The 16750-nt window shown below is 60.4% G+C and carries 11 protein-coding genes and 1 other RNA gene; 4 read left to right on the forward strand and 8 right to left on the reverse strand.

Features of this window, described 5'->3' with window-relative positions:
- Positions 1–11 precede the first annotated feature (11 nt).
- The 5 genes from KBB96_RS01920 to KBB96_RS01940 all read right to left on the reverse strand — a co-directional run bounded on the left by KBB96_RS01920 (position 12) and on the right by KBB96_RS01940 (position 4695).
- The gene (locus tag KBB96_RS01920) at positions 12–428 is read right to left on the reverse strand and encodes a GxxExxY protein (RefSeq protein WP_211634696.1); all 417 of its coding nucleotides are present in this window, start codon (positions 426–428) and stop codon (positions 12–14) included.
- Positions 429–450: 22 nt separating this feature from the next.
- Complete coding sequence (locus tag KBB96_RS01925) at positions 451–1722, reverse strand: complex I subunit 1/NuoH family protein (protein ID WP_211631801.1); 1272 nt, start codon at positions 1720–1722, stop codon at positions 451–453.
- 29 nt (positions 1723–1751) lie between these two features.
- Positions 1752–2147: a four helix bundle protein gene (locus KBB96_RS01930; protein ID WP_226373622.1), complete on the reverse strand. Its 396-nt coding sequence runs from the start codon at positions 2145–2147 to the stop codon at positions 1752–1754.
- Between the two features lie 33 nt (positions 2148–2180).
- Positions 2181–3938: an NADH-quinone oxidoreductase subunit G gene (locus tag KBB96_RS01935; RefSeq protein WP_211631803.1), complete on the reverse strand. Its 1758-nt coding sequence runs from the start codon at positions 3936–3938 to the stop codon at positions 2181–2183.
- 193 nt (positions 3939–4131) lie between these two features.
- Positions 4132–4695 carry an elongation factor P gene (locus KBB96_RS01940; RefSeq protein ID WP_211631804.1) on the reverse strand — a complete coding sequence of 188 codons (564 nt, stop codon included), beginning with the start codon at positions 4693–4695 and terminating at the stop codon, positions 4132–4134.
- 159 nt (positions 4696–4854) lie between these two features.
- Here KBB96_RS01940 and ssrA point away from each other — a divergent pair.
- Positions 4855–5211, forward strand: a transfer-messenger RNA (tmRNA) gene (gene ssrA / locus KBB96_RS01945).
- Positions 5212–5273: 62 nt separating this feature from the next.
- Here ssrA and KBB96_RS01950 read toward each other — a convergent pair.
- Positions 5274–6947: an alpha-L-fucosidase gene (locus KBB96_RS01950; RefSeq protein ID WP_211631805.1), complete on the reverse strand. Its 1674-nt coding sequence runs from the start codon at positions 6945–6947 to the stop codon at positions 5274–5276.
- A gap of 207 nt (positions 6948–7154) precedes the next feature.
- On the opposite strand from KBB96_RS01950, the gene KBB96_RS01955 reads away from it, so the two are divergent.
- The 3 genes from KBB96_RS01955 to KBB96_RS01965 all read left to right on the forward strand — a co-directional run bounded on the left by KBB96_RS01955 (position 7155) and on the right by KBB96_RS01965 (position 11574).
- Positions 7155–9272: an alpha-galactosidase gene (locus KBB96_RS01955; RefSeq protein WP_211631806.1), complete on the forward strand. Its 2118-nt coding sequence runs from the start codon at positions 7155–7157 to the stop codon at positions 9270–9272.
- Positions 9273–9317: 45 nt separating this feature from the next.
- Positions 9318–10520: a right-handed parallel beta-helix repeat-containing protein gene (locus KBB96_RS01960; RefSeq protein ID WP_211631807.1), complete on the forward strand. Its 1203-nt coding sequence runs from the start codon at positions 9318–9320 to the stop codon at positions 10518–10520.
- A gap of 139 nt (positions 10521–10659) precedes the next feature.
- Positions 10660–11574 (forward strand): S1 family peptidase, encoded by a 915-nt coding sequence (locus tag KBB96_RS01965; RefSeq protein WP_211631808.1) that lies wholly within the window; start codon positions 10660–10662, stop codon positions 11572–11574.
- A gap of 266 nt (positions 11575–11840) precedes the next feature.
- On the opposite strand, the gene KBB96_RS01970 is transcribed toward KBB96_RS01965, so the two are convergent.
- Together KBB96_RS01970 and KBB96_RS01975 are read right to left on the reverse strand one after the other, a co-directional pair.
- Complete coding sequence (locus KBB96_RS01970) at positions 11841–14255, reverse strand: PDZ domain-containing protein (RefSeq protein ID WP_211631809.1); 2415 nt, start codon at positions 14253–14255, stop codon at positions 11841–11843.
- A 21-nt stretch (positions 14256–14276) separates the two neighbouring features.
- A complete protein-coding gene (locus KBB96_RS01975; protein ID WP_211631810.1) occupies positions 14277–16712 on the reverse strand; it encodes a glycoside hydrolase family 95 protein in 2436 nt (811 codons plus the stop codon).
- Positions 16713–16750 lie beyond the last annotated feature (38 nt).

Genomic DNA, 16750 nt, shown 5'->3' on the forward strand with positions numbered 1-16750 from the left:
AGGTCGTGAGGTCACGCCTGTAGAGAAGGTGGGTCTCCTTGATGTTTATAGGTTCGGAATTTTTTCCGATACTGCAGCGAGTCACTCCCCAAGTTGATCAGCAGTCCTTCATCAATTTTGGTGGTGGCCAGATAGTTGACCAGTTGCACCTCATGGCTCTTGGTAATCGTTTCGACGGCTTTGAGTTCGAGAACCAGATTGTTTTCGACAATCATGTCAGCCTCAAAATCTCCAACGGGCCGTTCCTTGTAGTAGACACAGAGTTTGACCTGGTTCTCAAATTGGATTCCGACCGCAGCCAATTCCAAGGACAGCGCGTTTTGATAGACCCGCTCGTTGAACCCCGGGCCGAGAACACGATGAACCGTCATGGCGCAGCCGATCACCCGGCCAGCCAAGTCGTATTCGCGTTCGTCGTTCGTCTTCAAAATGTAAATTCTGCGAATTTTGTTAATTCTGTTCCAAGAGGCCCGAGTTGCGCTTGGCTGGCTCTTCGGAAACCTTCGCGACCCAGATGATGGCGGCGCAGAGGACGACCAGCAGCACGGCACCGAGGGCGATGATGCCCACGGACAGGTAAGGGGCGGCGATGACGAGCGCAGCGAGGAAGACATTCACCAGCGCGGCTTCGAAGAAGATCACCCAGCCCAGCTTCATGAGCTGGTCGTAGCGGAAGCGCGGCACCGTCCAGCGGACGAGAATGAAGAAGAGGATGAAGGCGATCAGCTTGGTGAGGAACACCAGCAGGTGAACCAGTCCGCCGATCTTCGCACCGGCCACGGTAAGGCCGGAGATCCAACCATCGAGGGTGAACCCCGCCGACCAGCCGCCGAAAAACAGGGTGATGATGAGTGCTGAACCCACCACCATCGCCGCGTATTCGCCCATGAAGAACATGGCGAACTTCATCGAGGAGTATTCGGTGTGGTAGCCACCCACGAGTTCGGTTTCGCACTCCGGCAGGTCGAAGGGCATGCGGTTGGTTTCCGCGAAGATCGAGATCGTGAAGATCAGGAAGGAGATGAACGCCGGGATCCAGAACAGCAGCTTGGTGCCCAGAGGATGTGCCGCGTCATTGCCCCAGAAGGGCAGCAGCAGCCAGCCATGCTCGGATTGCTCCTGGACGATCTTGCCGAGGTTCAGGTCTCCGTAATAGAGCAGCACCGGGATGATCGAGAGACCGAGGCAGATTTCGTAGGAGATCATCTGGGCCGTGGAACGCACACCGCCGATGAAGGGGAACTTCGAGTTCGAGGACCAGCCCGCCAGCGTGATGCCGTAGACGGAGAGCGAGGCGATCGAGAAGATGAACAGCGGGCCGACATCGAGGTTCGCGATGGCGAGGTCGATCTTCTGGCCGCCGATGGTGATCGAGGAGCCAAAGGGAATCACCGCCAAGGTGATCAGGGACGGGGCCACGGTCAGCACCGGAGCGAGCCAGTAGAAGGCTTTGCGGACATGGGTCGGCGTGAAATCCTCCTTGAGGAACAGCTTCACACCGTCGGCCATCGGCTGGATCAGACCGGCGAAGGAGAAGTCCTTCTTCAGTCCGAACAAAGTGAGCGGAATGCCGACGCGGTTCGGGCCGACGCGGTCCTGGATGACAGCGGAGAAGCGGCGCTCGAAGTAAACCGAAATCGGCACCAGCGGCAGCACGACCAGGAAGGTCAGGCCGATGATTTTCGCCAGCGTGATGAGAATGGTAAGAAGCAGGGGGTCCATGAAAAACGTTAGACGTTATGGGTTAGAGGTTATTGGGTGTCTCTTTCCCGTGATGCGCGCCGGAGATATGAAATGTAGCCATTTAGGAGCGCGATGGCGGTGGCCGCGAGAGCACGTCCTTGCTCAAGCAATTCACTTGTGATGATTTCCTCGTCATGAGCGGTGATGAGATGGTCGACCATCTCCCAGCAGGAACCGCGGGCGTTGGAGCAAAATTTCGCATTGTCGAGGTAGTGGAAACGACCGTAGCCCTCGGCGATATTGGCCGTGCTGGATCGGGCTGCCCGAAGGATTTGATCGCCCAATCGGAAGCGCTCTTCCTTTGGGAGGGCTTTGCAGATGGTCTTCGCCACGAAAACACGAAGTTCCCGGCATGCTTTCCAGCATTCCAAGTCTTCAAACGTTTTCAGTGATTCTCGATCCATGTATTTTTCCCAATAACTCTTAACTTCTAACCCTTAACCATTAATGATGCCAGCGGCCTTGCGGGCGCGTTCGTTCACGAGGAGCGGGATTTGGTAACCGGTTTCGAGGACCTGTTTGCCCTGGTCGCCGATCTTGGAAAGCGTGAGGCCATTGAAGGCGGGGACGGCATCGGCCATCGCCTTGAAGACGTCCTCGATCATGTGGACCTCGTTCTTCTCACCGCTGAGGGCGAGGATGAGGTCGCGGAGGATTTCCCAATCGTCGCGGGCATGGGCCGGAGGCTCGACGGCGCGGTTGAGGCGCTGGAGGCGGCCGGAGAGATTGACCATCGAGCCGCGCTTTTCGGTAAAACCGGCGGCGGGTAGCACGACGGTGGCGAGATCGGCGGTCGGGTTGGCCAAGGTGGCGACCTGGAGAATGAACGAGGCTTTCTCGAGTTCCTCGCGGGTGAACCCGGCATCGCCGAGCAGGTCCTCACCGAGGGCGATCACCGCCTTGATCGAGCCATTGTCGAGGCCGTAGCGGACATGTGCCAGCGCGGCGGACGGATCGGTGGTGTCCCAGACCAGCTTGGCACCGGTGGTGTTCGGATTGCGGTCGGCGGCGACGAGCAGGCTGTCCGCCTGGCCCTCGCGCGGGACGATGGCCAGCGCGGGCGTGCCGATCTCGGCGGCCAGCGCGCGGGCCATGAAAAGCTCTTCATTGGTCATCCGGCCGGAGGCGATCACGGCCACCTCGCCGGGCTGGAAGGTCTTGATGTTGTTCGCTGCGATTTCCAGCGCGGTCTTCCAGGTGACCGGCGTGTGCGGGCCGCTGACCTTCACCAGCGGTTCGGTCAGGCGCGCATCGGAATCCAGCCCGTGGAAGGAAAGGCGGTGCGAGTCCGGCATCCACGTCGAGTTCACCTCGTCGTTGCGACGCGGGGTGATGCGGTGGACCTTGTTTCCGCGGGTCCAGACGATGATGTTGGAGCCGGTGCCGCAGTTGATGTCGATGGACTTGGTTTCCTTCAGGAACCAAACGCGCATCTGGAAGCGGAAGTCGTTCGAGGTCAGCGCGCCGACGGGGCAGATGTCCACCGTGTTCAGCGAGTAGTTGCTGTCCAGCAAGCGGCCCGGATGGACCGTGAGGGTGGTGTGGGTGCCACGCTGGGTGAAGCCGAGCACCGGATCTCCGGCCACCTCGTCCATGAAGCGGATGCAGCGGCTGCACATGATGCAGCGCTCGTCATCGAGCCGGACGCGCGGGCCGATGTCCACGTTCTTCGGCTTCTTCACCTTCATGTCCACGAACCGCGAGGAGCCGCGGCCGTGCTCGACGGAAAATTCCTGCAGGCGGCACTCGCCGGCCTGGTCGCAGATCGGGCAATCGAGCGGGTGGTTGATCAGGAGGAACTCCATCACGCCCTCGCGGCATTTCTCCACCAGCTCGCCGCTGGTGCGGATGCCCATGTTCTCGCCCACCGTGTTGGCGCAGGCGATCACCGGGCGCGGCATCCAGCCGATGATTTCGTAGCCGTCCTCATCGCGGGTCGGCTCCTGGCCGGGGGCGGGGCGGGGCGGCATGCCCATCTGCACGAGGCACATGCGGCAATTGCCAGGCGCGGAAAGCTTCGGATGATAGCAGTAGCGGGGGACGTTGATGCTGGCCTGGGAGCAGGCCTCGATCATGCGCGTGCCGCGGGGAAACTGGTGCCAAACGCCGTCAATCTGGACGTTGACCATGCCCTTTTCGGCGGCAAGGTCCTTGGGCAGCTTCTTTTCCGCGGTGGCAGAAGGTGTTTCGCTCATGGCTCGATGGGTCCCCGGACGGGCACGGAGCCCGCCAGTTTCGACCCAAACTATGAGTGTCCCGCCCTCGCCCCGGCAAGCCACTTTGTGAAAAGTTTCACAAGGCGCAAGACCTCGCGGTCCAACAGGAATCCAACAAAAAAGCCGGGCCCCGAGAGGAGTCCGGCTTTTGGGAAAAAGTGGGAAATGCGGATCAGGCGCGGCCGAGGTAGCTGTTGTCCTCGGTCTTCACGTTGATCTTCTCACCGACGTTGATGAAGAGCGGCACCTGGACGATCAGGCCGGTTTCCATGGTGGCGGGCTTGTAGACGTTGTTGGCGGAGTCGCCCTTCACGCCTTCCGAGGACTCGGTGACGGTCATCACCATCGAGGCCGGGAGGTCGATCGAGGCCACGGTGCCGTCGGTGAACAGCAGGGTGTAGATGGAGCCCTCCATGAGGTAGTCCTTCACCGGCTCCACGATGTCCTCGAACACGGCGGCATCCTCATAGGTTTCCGGATTGAGGAAGTGGTATCCGCTGCTGTCCTTGTAGGAGTACTCGTGCGGGATGCGCTCGAGCAGAACGCCTTCCATCGAATCGTTCGAGGTCAGGCGGAGGTTGAAGATCTTCTTGGTGCCCACGCTCCGGATCGACATCTGGACGTAGGAGGCCATGCGCGGAGGGGTCTTCAGCTCGTGGCTGACGACGACGCAGACTTCGTTGTTGTGGCGGACGGCGTGTCCCTTGCGGAGGTTGATGACGGGCGTTGAGGCCATGGCTGGCGCGGGGGATAGGCGGCGGGGCGGGTTGAAGCAAGCCGGAAAACTCTCCAACTGCCGGAAATCCAAGCGGGAACGCACGCCGGTACAATCCGGAAGCGGATTTCCAGTTGAACCCGGCGGCCCGGCGGTGCATGGTCATCCCACACAGCAAACGGGGGCGTTCCGGTTTCGACGGGATGTTTGACGCGCTGGTCGCACGTGGAGGTTGATCGGTTGGCCTCTTGAAAAGCCGATCAAAACAAATAAATGCAGACTCTCACGAGCTCGCATTGGCTGCTTAATTGACAGTCACGTCCGAACCCTGATGTCTGTTAAGGGCAAGGACGACACTCAACAGGCTGGGCTGGAAGCCGGGTAACCGGGCGTCCGGTCGAGATCAAACAGGTTTCTAGGAAAGACAACGCTGTCCGCAGGCCCAGTCTCTCCGAAATACCAGACCGCGGACTAAACGTGTAGAAGCCAGAGCTGATGGCGTTTCGGACACGGGTTCGACTCCCGTCGCCTCCACCATCTGACCCTCAACAGGTAACGCTGTTGAGGGTCTCTTTTTTTTGGAGGAAAGCCGCCTCTACTTACTTCCGCTCTGCCGGAGCGAAGAGCTGGAATTCGCAGATCGAGGGTTCGTTGGCCGATTCCCGGATGTTGAGGCGGACGTAGCGGGCGGTGACCGGGGTGAAACTGGCACTGAATCCGGGATCGATGGATTTTCCCTCGTGGAAGGTTTCCCAGACATCGCCCTTCTTGTATTCGAGCGTGAAGCGTTTCCCGGTGCTTGCGGTCACGATGATGGCCGCCCGGTCGAAGGTTTGCTCGCTTCCCAGATCGACTTCCATCCATCCCGTGTGGACTCCCACCTCGGTCGTCCAACGGGTGGTTTCCCTGCCATCGAGCGCGCTGGCCGCCGAGTAACGCTTCACGTTGCCGAAAATGTTGCGGACGCTCGATGCGCTGCCCTTTTTGCCCTCCGTAATCGGCACGTTGTGGCTCTCCACCGGGATCGGAGTCATGTCCGAGGCTGGCTTGTCGATCTCCAGGGCGATGATCGTATCAATCTCCTTGCGATCCGTTTTGGGGATTTGGATCTTCAATCCCCCGTCCGTTTGCTGGAGAGTGACTTCACCGCCGGTGAGCACCCGGCTTGAGAGCACCTTGGCCGGGAGAGGTGGCAGGGTCAGTGTATCTTCCGGCCAATCCAGCACGTGGAGGTAGATCGTTTTCACCTTGCGGGTGGAGACGAGGTGCTTGGCGGGCATATAAGGTCCGCCTTGGGTGCCGTAGATGCTTTCGCCATTCGCTTGCATCCACGCTCCCATTTCCTTGAGACGTTCCACGTGTTCCGGTTCGAGCGTGCCATCGGGTTTCGGGCTCACATTGAAAAGGAAATTGCCGTTTCCGCCCGCAGCTTGGATGAGCGACCGGAGGCATGTCTTCAACGGCTTGGTCTCATCCTTGGAGCGCCACGACCATCCTCTGGAAACCGTCATGCAGGTTTCCCACGGGTCCTTCATATTGAAGCCCCCGACCTTTTGCTCCGGGGTGGAGAAATCCCCGGCACCACCCCCGGCGCGGTTGTTGATGAGGATATCGGGTTGGAGCCTGCGGACGAATTTCACGTTCTCCCAGCCCATCTGCTGGTTGAACTCCTGCGGCACATCGAACCAGATCGATTGCAGAGGGCCGTAGTTTTTAACCAGTTCGGTCAACTGCGCCTCCATATAGCGGCGGTAGGCGGGCTGGTCGGACTTCTCGCGCCTCACGGTGCCCGCCGGGCTGGTGCGCGGGAAATCCGGCTGGTGCCAGTCGCACACCGAATAGTAGATTCCCAGCGGCATGCCTTCGCGGTGGCAGGCTTCGGAGAGAGCCTTCACCACGTCGCGCGCCAATGGCGAATGCATCACGTTGTAGTCGCTTTGTTTCGTATCCCACATCGAGAAGCCGTCGTGATGCTTGGAGGTGAAAACGATGTATTTCATCCCTGCCGCTTTGGCGGTAGCCACCCAGCCGTTCACATCGAGCTTGGGTGCTTCCAGCTTCTTGTAGAGATTGTCGTATTTTTCGATCGTCATCGATTCGGACTCGCCACGTGACCAACTGATCCGTGTATCTCCGACCACGCAGGGCCCCCAGTGGATGAACATGCCGAACCGGCTGTCCTGCCATGCCTTGAGGCTGGCGGGATCGGGCTTGGCCCACGGCTCGTTTGGCTTCGGGGCGAGGCCTTCGCCTGCATGGACGAGGCTCGTCACGGTCAGGAATGTCGAAGAGACTAGAGCGAAAAAGCGGCCATGCTTGGAAGCTGTTGAGGAAAGAGACGGCATCGGGTGGTGATTGCTTGGTTCAGCAAGTGCGGATGTTGATCAGCAGTTGAAACCCGGGAGATGTGTTTTGGTTTCGTTGGAAAAAGTTTGAAATTGTTTGGATCGTTCTGACGCATCGGTGGTTCATCCAGAAGCATGTGGTGCTACATCCAATTCATCTTCACGCTTCTTGTCGTGGTTCCCGGACTCTCTCTGGGAAAGCCCCAGGCTCGCATCGAGGGGGACATCGTCACGATCGAGAACAGCACGCTCAAGCGCACCATCACTACGAAAGGCGGCGTCTCCACGACCTCGATCCTCAACAAGCTGGATGGCAAAACCCTCGCTCCTGAAAGCGCCCGCGAGTTCATTCTTCACTTGAAGGATGGATCGATGCTTTCGCCGTCGGATTTCTCCATCGTGTCGAGGACGTCCGACAATCCGGTGGTGGATGGCAAGGAAGTCGCACGCGTGGAGATCGTGATGAAATCGGCCCGTTCCGCCGTGGAGGCAAAGCTGATTTATCTATTGGGATCGGACGACAGCTTCTCACGAAAGTCACTCGAACTCACGCCCGCCGCGGATCTCGAACTCACCCGGATCGATCTGGAGTCGCTGCAACTGGCGCAAGCCTACCAACCCTATACCATCTCCCAGATCACCGCCCGTGGTCCCGGTAAATGGCGACCCGGTCTCGGCCAACCCCTCTACACCAGGGAGTCGGGAACCTTTTGGGGAATCGAGCATCCGGCCTCCATCAACACGGCCAAGGTTGGAGATCTCACTTGTTCCTACCTTGTCGGAAAGACCCTCAAAGCCGGTCAGCGCTACACGACCTGTTCTTCCGTGCTCGGAGTCGCCGATTCACCGGATTTCGTCAAAGAGGCCTTCTTTGATTACATCGATCAAACCCGCATCCGCCCGCTGCGCCTCCAGGTCCAATACAACTGCTGGTTCGACCAGGGAAAGAACGTCGAGGCCGCCCCATTCATCGCTTCGATCCGGAAGATCCATGATGAGCTCAACGTCGCCCGCGGAGTCCCGCCGCTCTCCGCTTACGTCATCGACGATGGATGGCAGGATACCTCCGATTGGTCGGATTCGGTTTGGAAGGTGAACAAGAAATTCGACCCGGAATTCAAGGATGTGAAAGCCGCGACGAAAGCGGCCGGATCGAGTCTCGGCTTGTGGCTTTCTCCGGGCTGCGTTTTCGGCGGGCAACCGGCGATCCCCGCCATGCGCAAGGCGGGCTTCCGTGCACTCGATCCGTGGATGTCCCTCTCCGATCCGCGCTACATGGACAAGCTCACCGACCGGCTCGGGCAACTCACCCGGATGGGTGTGACCTACTTCAAGCTCGACGGTGTGTTCGGACACCTCAACACGCGCAACTTTGATATCGAAGGCTTCAAGGGATCGGAAGAGAAGCTCAACGACTCCCAATACGATCTTCAGAAGATCCAGTACCTCACCGAGGGCTCGGATCGCTTGATCGACGCGTTCCAGAAGATGCACGCCATCAATCCGAATGTCTACATCGTCATCTCTAACGGTGCGTGGCTTTCCCCCTGGTGGCTCCAGCACGTGGACTCCGTGTGGATGATCAATGCGGGCGATGCGGCCAAAGGGGCTGGTCGCACCGGCGAGCTCGTCTATCGCGACCGCGTGTATCACGACCTCGCGGTTTCCGAGAACACCCAGTTTCCCCTCTGCTCCATCTTCAACCACGAACCGAAGAAGACCACCAGCGAGGAAACCAAGGATGCCTTCCGCAAGTATCTCTACATGCATTTGTCCAGAGGCACCGGATTCGTCGAGCTGTACATCAAGCCGGACATCCTCAAAGCGTATGACTGGGACGTCCTCGCCGAGGGTCTCCTTTGGGCGCGCCAGGTCTTCCCCACCTTCAAGCACTCGAAGATGCACGGCGGCGATCCAGGTAGGAAGGAGGTCTATGGCTACACGGCGTGGCAGGACGAACAGGGCTACGTCTCGCTGCACAACCCGGCGGACAAACCTCAGACCTATGCCTTCACCCTCGACCGGAAATTCGGCCTCACGAAAAATTCCGCTCAAACCACTTACCAGCTCAGTTCTCCGCTCGCGGACTCGCTGAAGGGACTGAAGAACGCCTATCGATATGGTGACACCATCACCGTCACGCTCCAGCCATCTGAGATCCGCATCCTCAACTTTGAGACCAAACGCGCCGATTGGTCGAAGCTGACCGCTCTCCAGAACAGAACCCCGGACGACTTCAAAGGGCCGCGCTGACGGGTCTCCATCTGCTGTTATCCTTCACACTCAATTTCCAAACCAATGTCTTCATTCATCTTCAATCGCCCGTCCGCTCCCACCACCGCACGCTTTCGACACATCGCCGTAGCGGCCTTGATGGCAGGTGCCTTGTCTCTCAGTGCTGGCGCGGAGACGCTCCGCTGGAATGTTCAAAAGCAATACGGCATCACCGCGGATGGCATCCGCAAGGCGATCCAGGCAGCAAAGGAACATTTCAGCAAGGAGCCGAACGACACCATCGTCCTGGAGTTTGACGAAGGCACCTACAAGGTGGAAGGCAAGGACACCGACGATGGATCGATCGATCTCAGTGGGGTCAATCCGGGTCCGGACGGCCGGCTTGTGTTCAAAGGCGCCGGGATGGAGAAGACGGTCCTGGTCTTCAACAACGACATCCATGCGATCTTCGGTCGCAAGGTCTTCCATGTCACCATGGCCGACATGCACATGACGCGGGAGAAGTACACGGTCAGCCAGGGATTGGTGGTCGAAGCGGCGGCAGGCAAGGTGGTGCTCGATATCCAGGAGGGATTTCCCACCCCTGCGGATATCTTCAACCCCACCAGCGACCAAGGCCGCTTCATCCGCCGCTACACCAACAGCAAGGAGGACCCGCAGCTCGTCGTGAAGGACAACGTGCAGCTCGCGTGGCGTGAGGCCAAGCCGCTCGGCGACCGCCTATGGCAGCTCGATCTCGTGAAGAAGAATCTCGTGCCGAACTATCAAAAAGGCGAGTTGATCGGCATCAAGTCGAAGCATGGTGGCAAAGGCCACGGCGGCCAGGCCTATTGGCTCATGGAAGGCTCCGACTTCATTTTCCAATCGGTGAAGTGGACGCAGAAAACCCGTGGGGTCTTCCGCGGTGGGTTCGACAAGATTCAGATCCTCGATTGCGTGACCGATCGCGCCGCTCCCATCGCCGGTCAGACGCCGTGCCTTGCCTCGCCCGACGGGGGACCTCAGATCGGACAGCCATGGGATCCTCCGACCAAGGGGAATATCGTGAAGAACTGCCGCTTCATCGCATCCGGTGATGATGCCGTGGCCTTCTTCCATGGCACGGGGGAAGTCTCCGGCTGCCAGATCCGCGATGCCTTCGCCCGCGGCATTCTGCTATCCGACAGTCCCGATGTTGTGGTGAAGGATAATACTCTCATCCGTTGTGGGGTTCAGAACACCAAGGATTACAAACTTCCCGGTGATCCGGCCGACTTGGTAAAATAGCATTTTAGGATCGGCTGCTTCTCAACGGAGACGAAGCCGGAGAGAATCCTTATCACATCGCGTGGGATGCAATTTTGAAGAAAAGGCGGGTATTGGGCGGATTCGTGCTTTTGGAATAGGAGTTTCCCATTTCACACCGATGTCTTTGAAATCTGTTCCTTCCATTTGTGCCGCGCTGCTCTTTGCCGGTGGTCTTCCGATTTTTGCCCAGGCTCCTGGCGTCCAGATCGAGCCGGGCATGCCGCTTTCAAACAATCCCGGCATCGTCAAACAGGCGGAAGCGCTCAAGGACGCGGGCAAACTGCTCACGAAGGAGAAGCTGGCCGAGCTGGTGGAAAAGCCGCTGGCGGAGCCGGTGGAGCTGGTGCCGGTCCGGACCACGCCGATGGGAGGCCGGGAAGTTGCAACGCTGGCATCGAAGGGATTCGTCCGTATCGGCTGGTTCTATCTCTGCCCGAAGTGCGATCACTGGCATCTCAATCTTGCCGGTGGCTATGTGGTGGATCGCAAGGGCGCGGTGGTGACCTGCCATCACTGCGTGCGTCCGGATCACGAGATGCGGGAGGGGTATCTGATCGCCGTGGATGCGGAGGAGAAGGTGTATCCGGTGACCTCCGTGATCGCCGCGGACAAGGATCTGGATGCGGCGGTGTTGCGGATCGAGGGTTCGAATCTGGAACCGCTGCCGCTCCAGGACCAGGTGGCACCGGGGGATGCAGCCTATCTCTACAGCGAGCCCTTCGGTCACCTCGGCTACTTCAGCGCGGGGGTGGTGAGCCGCTTCTATTGGAAGAGCGGCGAGAACGGTGATCCGATGAAGTTCGAGGACGCCGTGCGCCTGCGCATGAATGCCAGTACCGAATGGGCACCGGGTTCCAGCGGGGCGGCGCTGGTCGATGCCTGCGGAAATGCCATCGGCCACGTGTCCACGATCGCGACGCTCGGCAACGATGCGAAGAAGGCGGGCGGCCAGACGATGATCACGCTTCACGAAGCCGTCCCCGCGCGGGGAGTGATGCTGCTCCTGAAGCGGGATCGGAAGGAAACGCCGTGATGGGCGGACGGCTTGCCCGCGTCCCCACGGGACGGCCCATACCAGCCCGGGGCGGCAACCCCGGGTTGAATGGGAAAAGGATTCCACCCTGAAAGGGTGGCCCATGTTGGGGCGTGCTTGAAGAAACGTTCAAGCGCACGGACGCCTGAAGCGTTCTCTCCACATGGGGCGTGCCTTCAGCATGCGAATATCAATCCAACCATACCCAGGATTTCACCCTGGGTATGGGGTGCTCCGTTGGAACGAAGAGATCCGTGATGGGATCTTTACTTCGGCTGCTCGATCTTGCCCTTCATCGTGATGGTGGAGGGTGCTTGGTTGCGGATGATGCCGAAGGGCGTCTCCGGCTTCGATGGAAGCTTCGCCAAGGCATCCTTGAACGCGGCGAGATTGGACACCGCCTTGCCACCCACGGATTGGATCAGGTCTCCTGTCTTGAAACCCGCGATGTTGGCCGGTGCGGAGGGGTCCAAGTGAACTTCGGCGATCGCCACGCCGCCGGATTCCTTGCTCACGCCATAGGCCGAGAACTCCTCGCCGGAAATGTCGCGCAGGCGGGCACCCATCCAGGTGATTTGGGAGGTATTCGTGGTGGCGGCGGGAGATGAGCCCTTTTTCAGTTCGGGGATCACCGGCGTCTTGGCGATGGCTTTCAGCTTCGGGCTGGTGACGCCGAAGTTGTCCATCGGGAAGTTCTTGAAGCCGATCTTGAATGCGGGCGAACCGTTCTTCACGCGGAAGTCGCCCTTCTCCGGATTGATGAACAACGCATCGCCGACGATGGAGTTCGCGTCGCAACCATTCTTCGCATACTTGGTGCGGTCCGCATCGCTGGTGGTGAAGAGATTCCTGTCCACCGTTTCGCCCCACTTGCCACCGTGGATGGCGGCGGGCTTGTAGGAGTCGGAGACGATGTTGCCCGTGAACATGTCGCCGTTGTCCAGCGGCCAGCAATGCGGGTGGAGGGCGTTGTTCACGATCACGTTGTTGCGGGCGATGCGCTTGTAACCCTCGCGCATCTTTAGACCGCCGTTGAGCAGCAGGTTGTTCTCGATCACGTAGCGGGTCGAGCCGTCATCGAGGTCGATGTCCCAGCCATGGTCGCAACGCCAGCGGTTGTGCCGCAGCGTGATCGGCTCGATCACATCGAGGAACGGCAGGCTCGGGTCCTTGGCGACTTCCGCGGAGAACTTGCCGATGCCCGGATCCCAGAAGCGGTCGCGGCCCCACGAGTTGAAGGAGCCATGGTCGCCGGTTTCGAGCACGGTGTTGAAGATGTCGCAGTCCTCGACAACATGGCCGCCGAAGCAGCCATCGCCGATGTTCAGTCCCGCGCGTGGCACATCATAGAGCGAACAGTGGCGCACGGTGATCCGCGCGGCGATGTCGATCTCCACCGGTGCGGTCTGCTTCTCATCGCGACCGGTGCGGGTGATCAGGCAATCCTCCACCAGGCAATCCGCCGGATAGCGGTCGTTTTTCGGGCCGGGAGTGCGGTCGATCTTCGCATAATCCTGCGGGCCATAGCGGAACAGCGGACTGCGCACGGCTTCCGGGCTTCCGACGAAGGCGATGCCATTCGCGCCGCTGTCGTGGATGTAGCAGCCACGGATGGTGATACGGCGGTTATAGTCGTTCACGAAGATCGTGTTGCCGCCCACCTGGTCGAAGGTGCAGCTTTCCACCGCGCAATTCTCCGCGCCCTGGAGGAACACCGCGCCATCGCGGCAGACGGTCCAGTCAGTGCGCAGGAGCTGCTCCTTGTTCGCCATGAAGGTGCGCGCGGCGTGGCGGAAGGTGAGGCCGCGTAGACCGATGAATTTCACCGGCTTGCCCTGTGCGCCTTCGAAGGAAAGCAGGCGCGGCAATCGAACGACCTCCACGGTGGAGGTCTTCACATCGGTGCCCGTGGGCGGCTGGTAGTAGAGCGTGTTGTTCGCGCGGTCGTGGAACCATTCGCCGGGTGCATCGAGTTCCTCGAAGACGTTCTCCACCATCCGGTAGCGCGGATGCATCTTCGACGGGCGGTTGTTCTGCCAGCCGCCTTCCATGTCGAGCGAGCCATCCGCCTTCTTGCCCTTCACCAGCCAGTGCATGTCGCCCCACAGCGAGATGTGCATGGCATGAAGATAAGCGCCGGTGGGATTCGACCATTTGGCGATGCGTTCCGGCTTGAGCGGATCCTTCTCCGGATCGGGCGTGCTGGTGTGTTCCAGCACCCAGGCATCGAAGAGGTTCTTGCCTTCCTCGCGGTTCGGGAAGCGGGCCATCGGCTCACGGCGGCCGTTGATCCAGAGCTGATCCATTTCCAATCCGGCAGGCGTGACAGCCTTGAAGCGGCCCGCGCCATCCGGTTGCCAATCGAGCTTGAGCAGGCTGCCGCCGCTGATGACCGCGCCTTCCTCGCCTTCATAGATGACCGGCTTGCCCTCCGCTCCGGAATCCTCCGCCGTAAAGCGGACGGTGGCGGGGAGGTAATAGACGCCTTTGGCGAAATGAACGGTGACCTTTTCCTTTCCGGCCAAGGCGCGTGCCTTCAATCGCGCACCATCCAGAGACGCAAGCGGCGCGGCGGAGGTACCGGGATTCTCATCCTTCCCGGAGGGCGAGACGTAGAGATCGGCGGCGAATACCGGCGCACACAGCAGGCCGAGGGCGACGAGGGACTTGTAACGGGACATGGCGATGCAAAAGAGAGCGGTTCACTTCAGGTCGGCACCCAGCTTGAGTGTCTGGCCCTTGGTGGTGGTGATGGCCACGGTGGTGTCGCCATTGCGGAGGGTGGCAGGGCCGCCGAACGCGGAGACGATATTCACGCTCGTCAGCTTCCCGGCCTTCCATTCGAGATTGACGGTGAAGCCACCGCGCGTCTTCAAGCCGGTGGCCTTGCCATCCGACCACGCCGAGGGCAGGGCGGGCAGCAGGTCGATCACCGGTGCGCCCTTGTCGTCGGATTGCTGGCTTTGGATCAGCATCTCCGCGACGGCCGCGGTGCCGCCGAAGTTGCCGTCGATTTGGAAGGGCGGATGCAGGCAGAACAAATTGCCCGCGCCGCGGCCGATCAGCATCGAGAGCAGCTTGCGACTGCGGTCTCCATCGCGGAGGCGTGCCCAGAAGTTCGACTTCCATGCCATCGACCAACCGGTGGAGGCATCGCCGCGGCGTTCCAGCAGCAGGCGCGCGCCTTTGAACAATTCCGGCGTGCCCGCGGTGATCTGGTTGCCCGGATGCAGTCCCCACAACGGCGAGCTGTGGCGGTGGTGTGGATCGGTTTCCTCGTAGTCCTCGATCCATTCCATGATGCGGCCCTCGCTGTTGACGCGGGTTGGTGCGAGTTTGGCCTTCGCCGCCTCGATCTTCTGCACCAGATCGGCATCGGTCTTCAGTACCTTGGCGGCGGCGGCGGTATTGGTGAAGAGATCGCGGATGATCTGCATGTCATATGTCGCACCGTAGGTGAGGGAGGTGTGGGCCTTTTTGTCGCTCTTGTCCTTTCCGGGAATGACGTAGTCGTTCTCCGGAGAGTTCGAGGGGCTGGTCACCAGCCAATGGTTCTTCGGCTCCTCCACCAGGGTGGCGAGGAAGAAGCGGGAGGCCTCGCGCATCACCGGATAGTTCTGTTTCAGGAAGGCTTCGTCGCGGGTGTAGTCGTAGTGGGTCCAGATATGCTGGGCCAGCCACGCGCCGCAGGTGGATCCGGAACCTGCCGAGAGATTGGACGGAGCCGAATAGCCCCAGGGATTCTGGGTGTGGAAGCACAGCCAGCCCGGTGCGTTGTAGTAGGCTTTCGCCGAGTTCACGCCTTGCTTCGCGGTCAGGCGGATCAGGTCGAACAACGGCAGATGGCAGTCGGAAAGATTCGTCACCTCCGCCGGCCAGTAGTTCATCTGGAGGTTGATGTTGCTGTGGAAGTCGCCGTTCCACGGGGCCTTGGTTTCCTCGCACCAGATGCCCTGGAGATTGGTGGGCAGCGTGGAGTCCGGGCGCGAGCCGGAGATGAGCAGATGGCGGCCGTATTGGAAGTAGATCGCCTCAAGTGCCGGATCGGGTGTCTTCTCCGCCTGCTTCACGCGCTCGGGTGTCGGCAGCTTCGCCGCATCGGTGGAGGGAAGCGTGAGCTGGCAGCGCTCGCTATAGGCCTGGTGATCCTTCGCAGCGGCATCGCGCATCGGAGCAAAGTCCGCGGAGAGAGCGGCGGTGAGACGCCTGGCGATCGGTGCGGTGAAGTCCTTCGTCCGCATGTCGGTGCCGGCGGAGACGTAGAGCGTCACCTCGTCCGCGCCGGTGATGCGGATACCATCGTCGCCGGTTTCGGCCTTGCCACCTTTCGTTTTCGCACCGAGCAGTGCCTGGTATCGCACGCCCTGCTTGCCGGGCCAGTCGAAGGTGAGCTGGCCTTCCATCACGAATCGCTGTCCATCCTTGCGGGTCTTGGCCTGCGCGGGGCGGGCGAGCGTGGCCAGGAAGCTGAGAGCGCCCGGCTTGTCCGCCTTCAGATGGATCGCGATCACCTCCTCTTTCTTGGGAACCACCAACTCGCGGGTGAAGGTCACGCCGCCACGCGTGTAGGTCGTGGTCACCACGCCGGTGAGCAGGTTCAAGTCACGGCGGTAACCGGTGGCCGCTTCCTCGCTGTCCGGAAACTTCAGCAGCAGATCGCCGACTGTCTGGTAGCTGCCGAACTGCGTCGGATCGAAGCGTTTGCCCACCCAGCCGAAGTTTTTATTGAGCACGTCCTCCGCTCCGGCGATGTCACCGGCGAAGAGCTTCTGGCGGATCTCCGCCAAACTCTTATAAGCATCGTACTTGTTGCCATCGTAGTCTCCGCCGGACCACACGCTGGACTCGTTGAGGATCACCCGTTCCAAATCGACGCCGCCGCAATCCATCGCGCCGAGACGACCGTTGCCCACGGGTAGGGATTCCCAGAAGTCATACTTCCGCGCCTCCTTCGCGATCTCGGTCTGCGTGCCATCCGCGGCAATGTCCACGCGCGGTTTGCCCATCACCCGGGCCGGAGCGGTGAACCACACGCTGGCCGGTTGTGCGGGAGGCGTGCGGTCCCCGGTGATCGACGGTTCCTTGGCATACAGGCTCGTGACGGAGCCCAACAGGAGTAGGGAGAGATGGCGGCGCATGGGTTTGGGAAATTCGGCTATCGCAGAAACATCCAGAA

The organism is Luteolibacter ambystomatis, from assembly GCF_018137965.1.
Classification (GTDB): domain Bacteria; phylum Verrucomicrobiota; class Verrucomicrobiia; order Verrucomicrobiales; family Akkermansiaceae; genus Luteolibacter; species Luteolibacter ambystomatis.

Excerpts from the sequence above, each read along its gene's own strand:
- KBB96_RS01925 (WP_211631801.1), bottom strand. The coding sequence starts at position 1,722 with ATGGACCCCCTGCTTCTTACCATTCTCATCACGCTGGCGAAAATCATC.
- KBB96_RS01930 (WP_226373622.1), bottom strand. The coding sequence starts at position 2,147 with ATGGATCGAGAATCACTGAAAACGTTTGAAGACTTGGAATGCTGGAAA.
- KBB96_RS01935 (WP_211631803.1), bottom strand. The coding sequence starts at position 3,938 with ATGAGCGAAACACCTTCTGCCACCGCGGAAAAGAAGCTGCCCAAGGAC.
- KBB96_RS01940 (WP_211631804.1), bottom strand. The coding sequence starts at position 4,695 with ATGGCCTCAACGCCCGTCATCAACCTCCGCAAGGGACACGCCGTCCGC.
- KBB96_RS01955 (WP_211631806.1), top strand. The coding sequence starts at position 7,155 with ATGTGGTGCTACATCCAATTCATCTTCACGCTTCTTGTCGTGGTTCCC.
- KBB96_RS01960 (WP_211631807.1), top strand. The coding sequence starts at position 9,318 with ATGTCTTCATTCATCTTCAATCGCCCGTCCGCTCCCACCACCGCACGC.
- KBB96_RS01965 (WP_211631808.1), top strand. The coding sequence starts at position 10,660 with ATGTCTTTGAAATCTGTTCCTTCCATTTGTGCCGCGCTGCTCTTTGCC.
- KBB96_RS01970 (WP_211631809.1), bottom strand. The coding sequence starts at position 14,255 with ATGTCCCGTTACAAGTCCCTCGTCGCCCTCGGCCTGCTGTGTGCGCCG.
- KBB96_RS01975 (WP_211631810.1), bottom strand. The coding sequence starts at position 16,712 with ATGCGCCGCCATCTCTCCCTACTCCTGTTGGGCTCCGTCACGAGCCTG.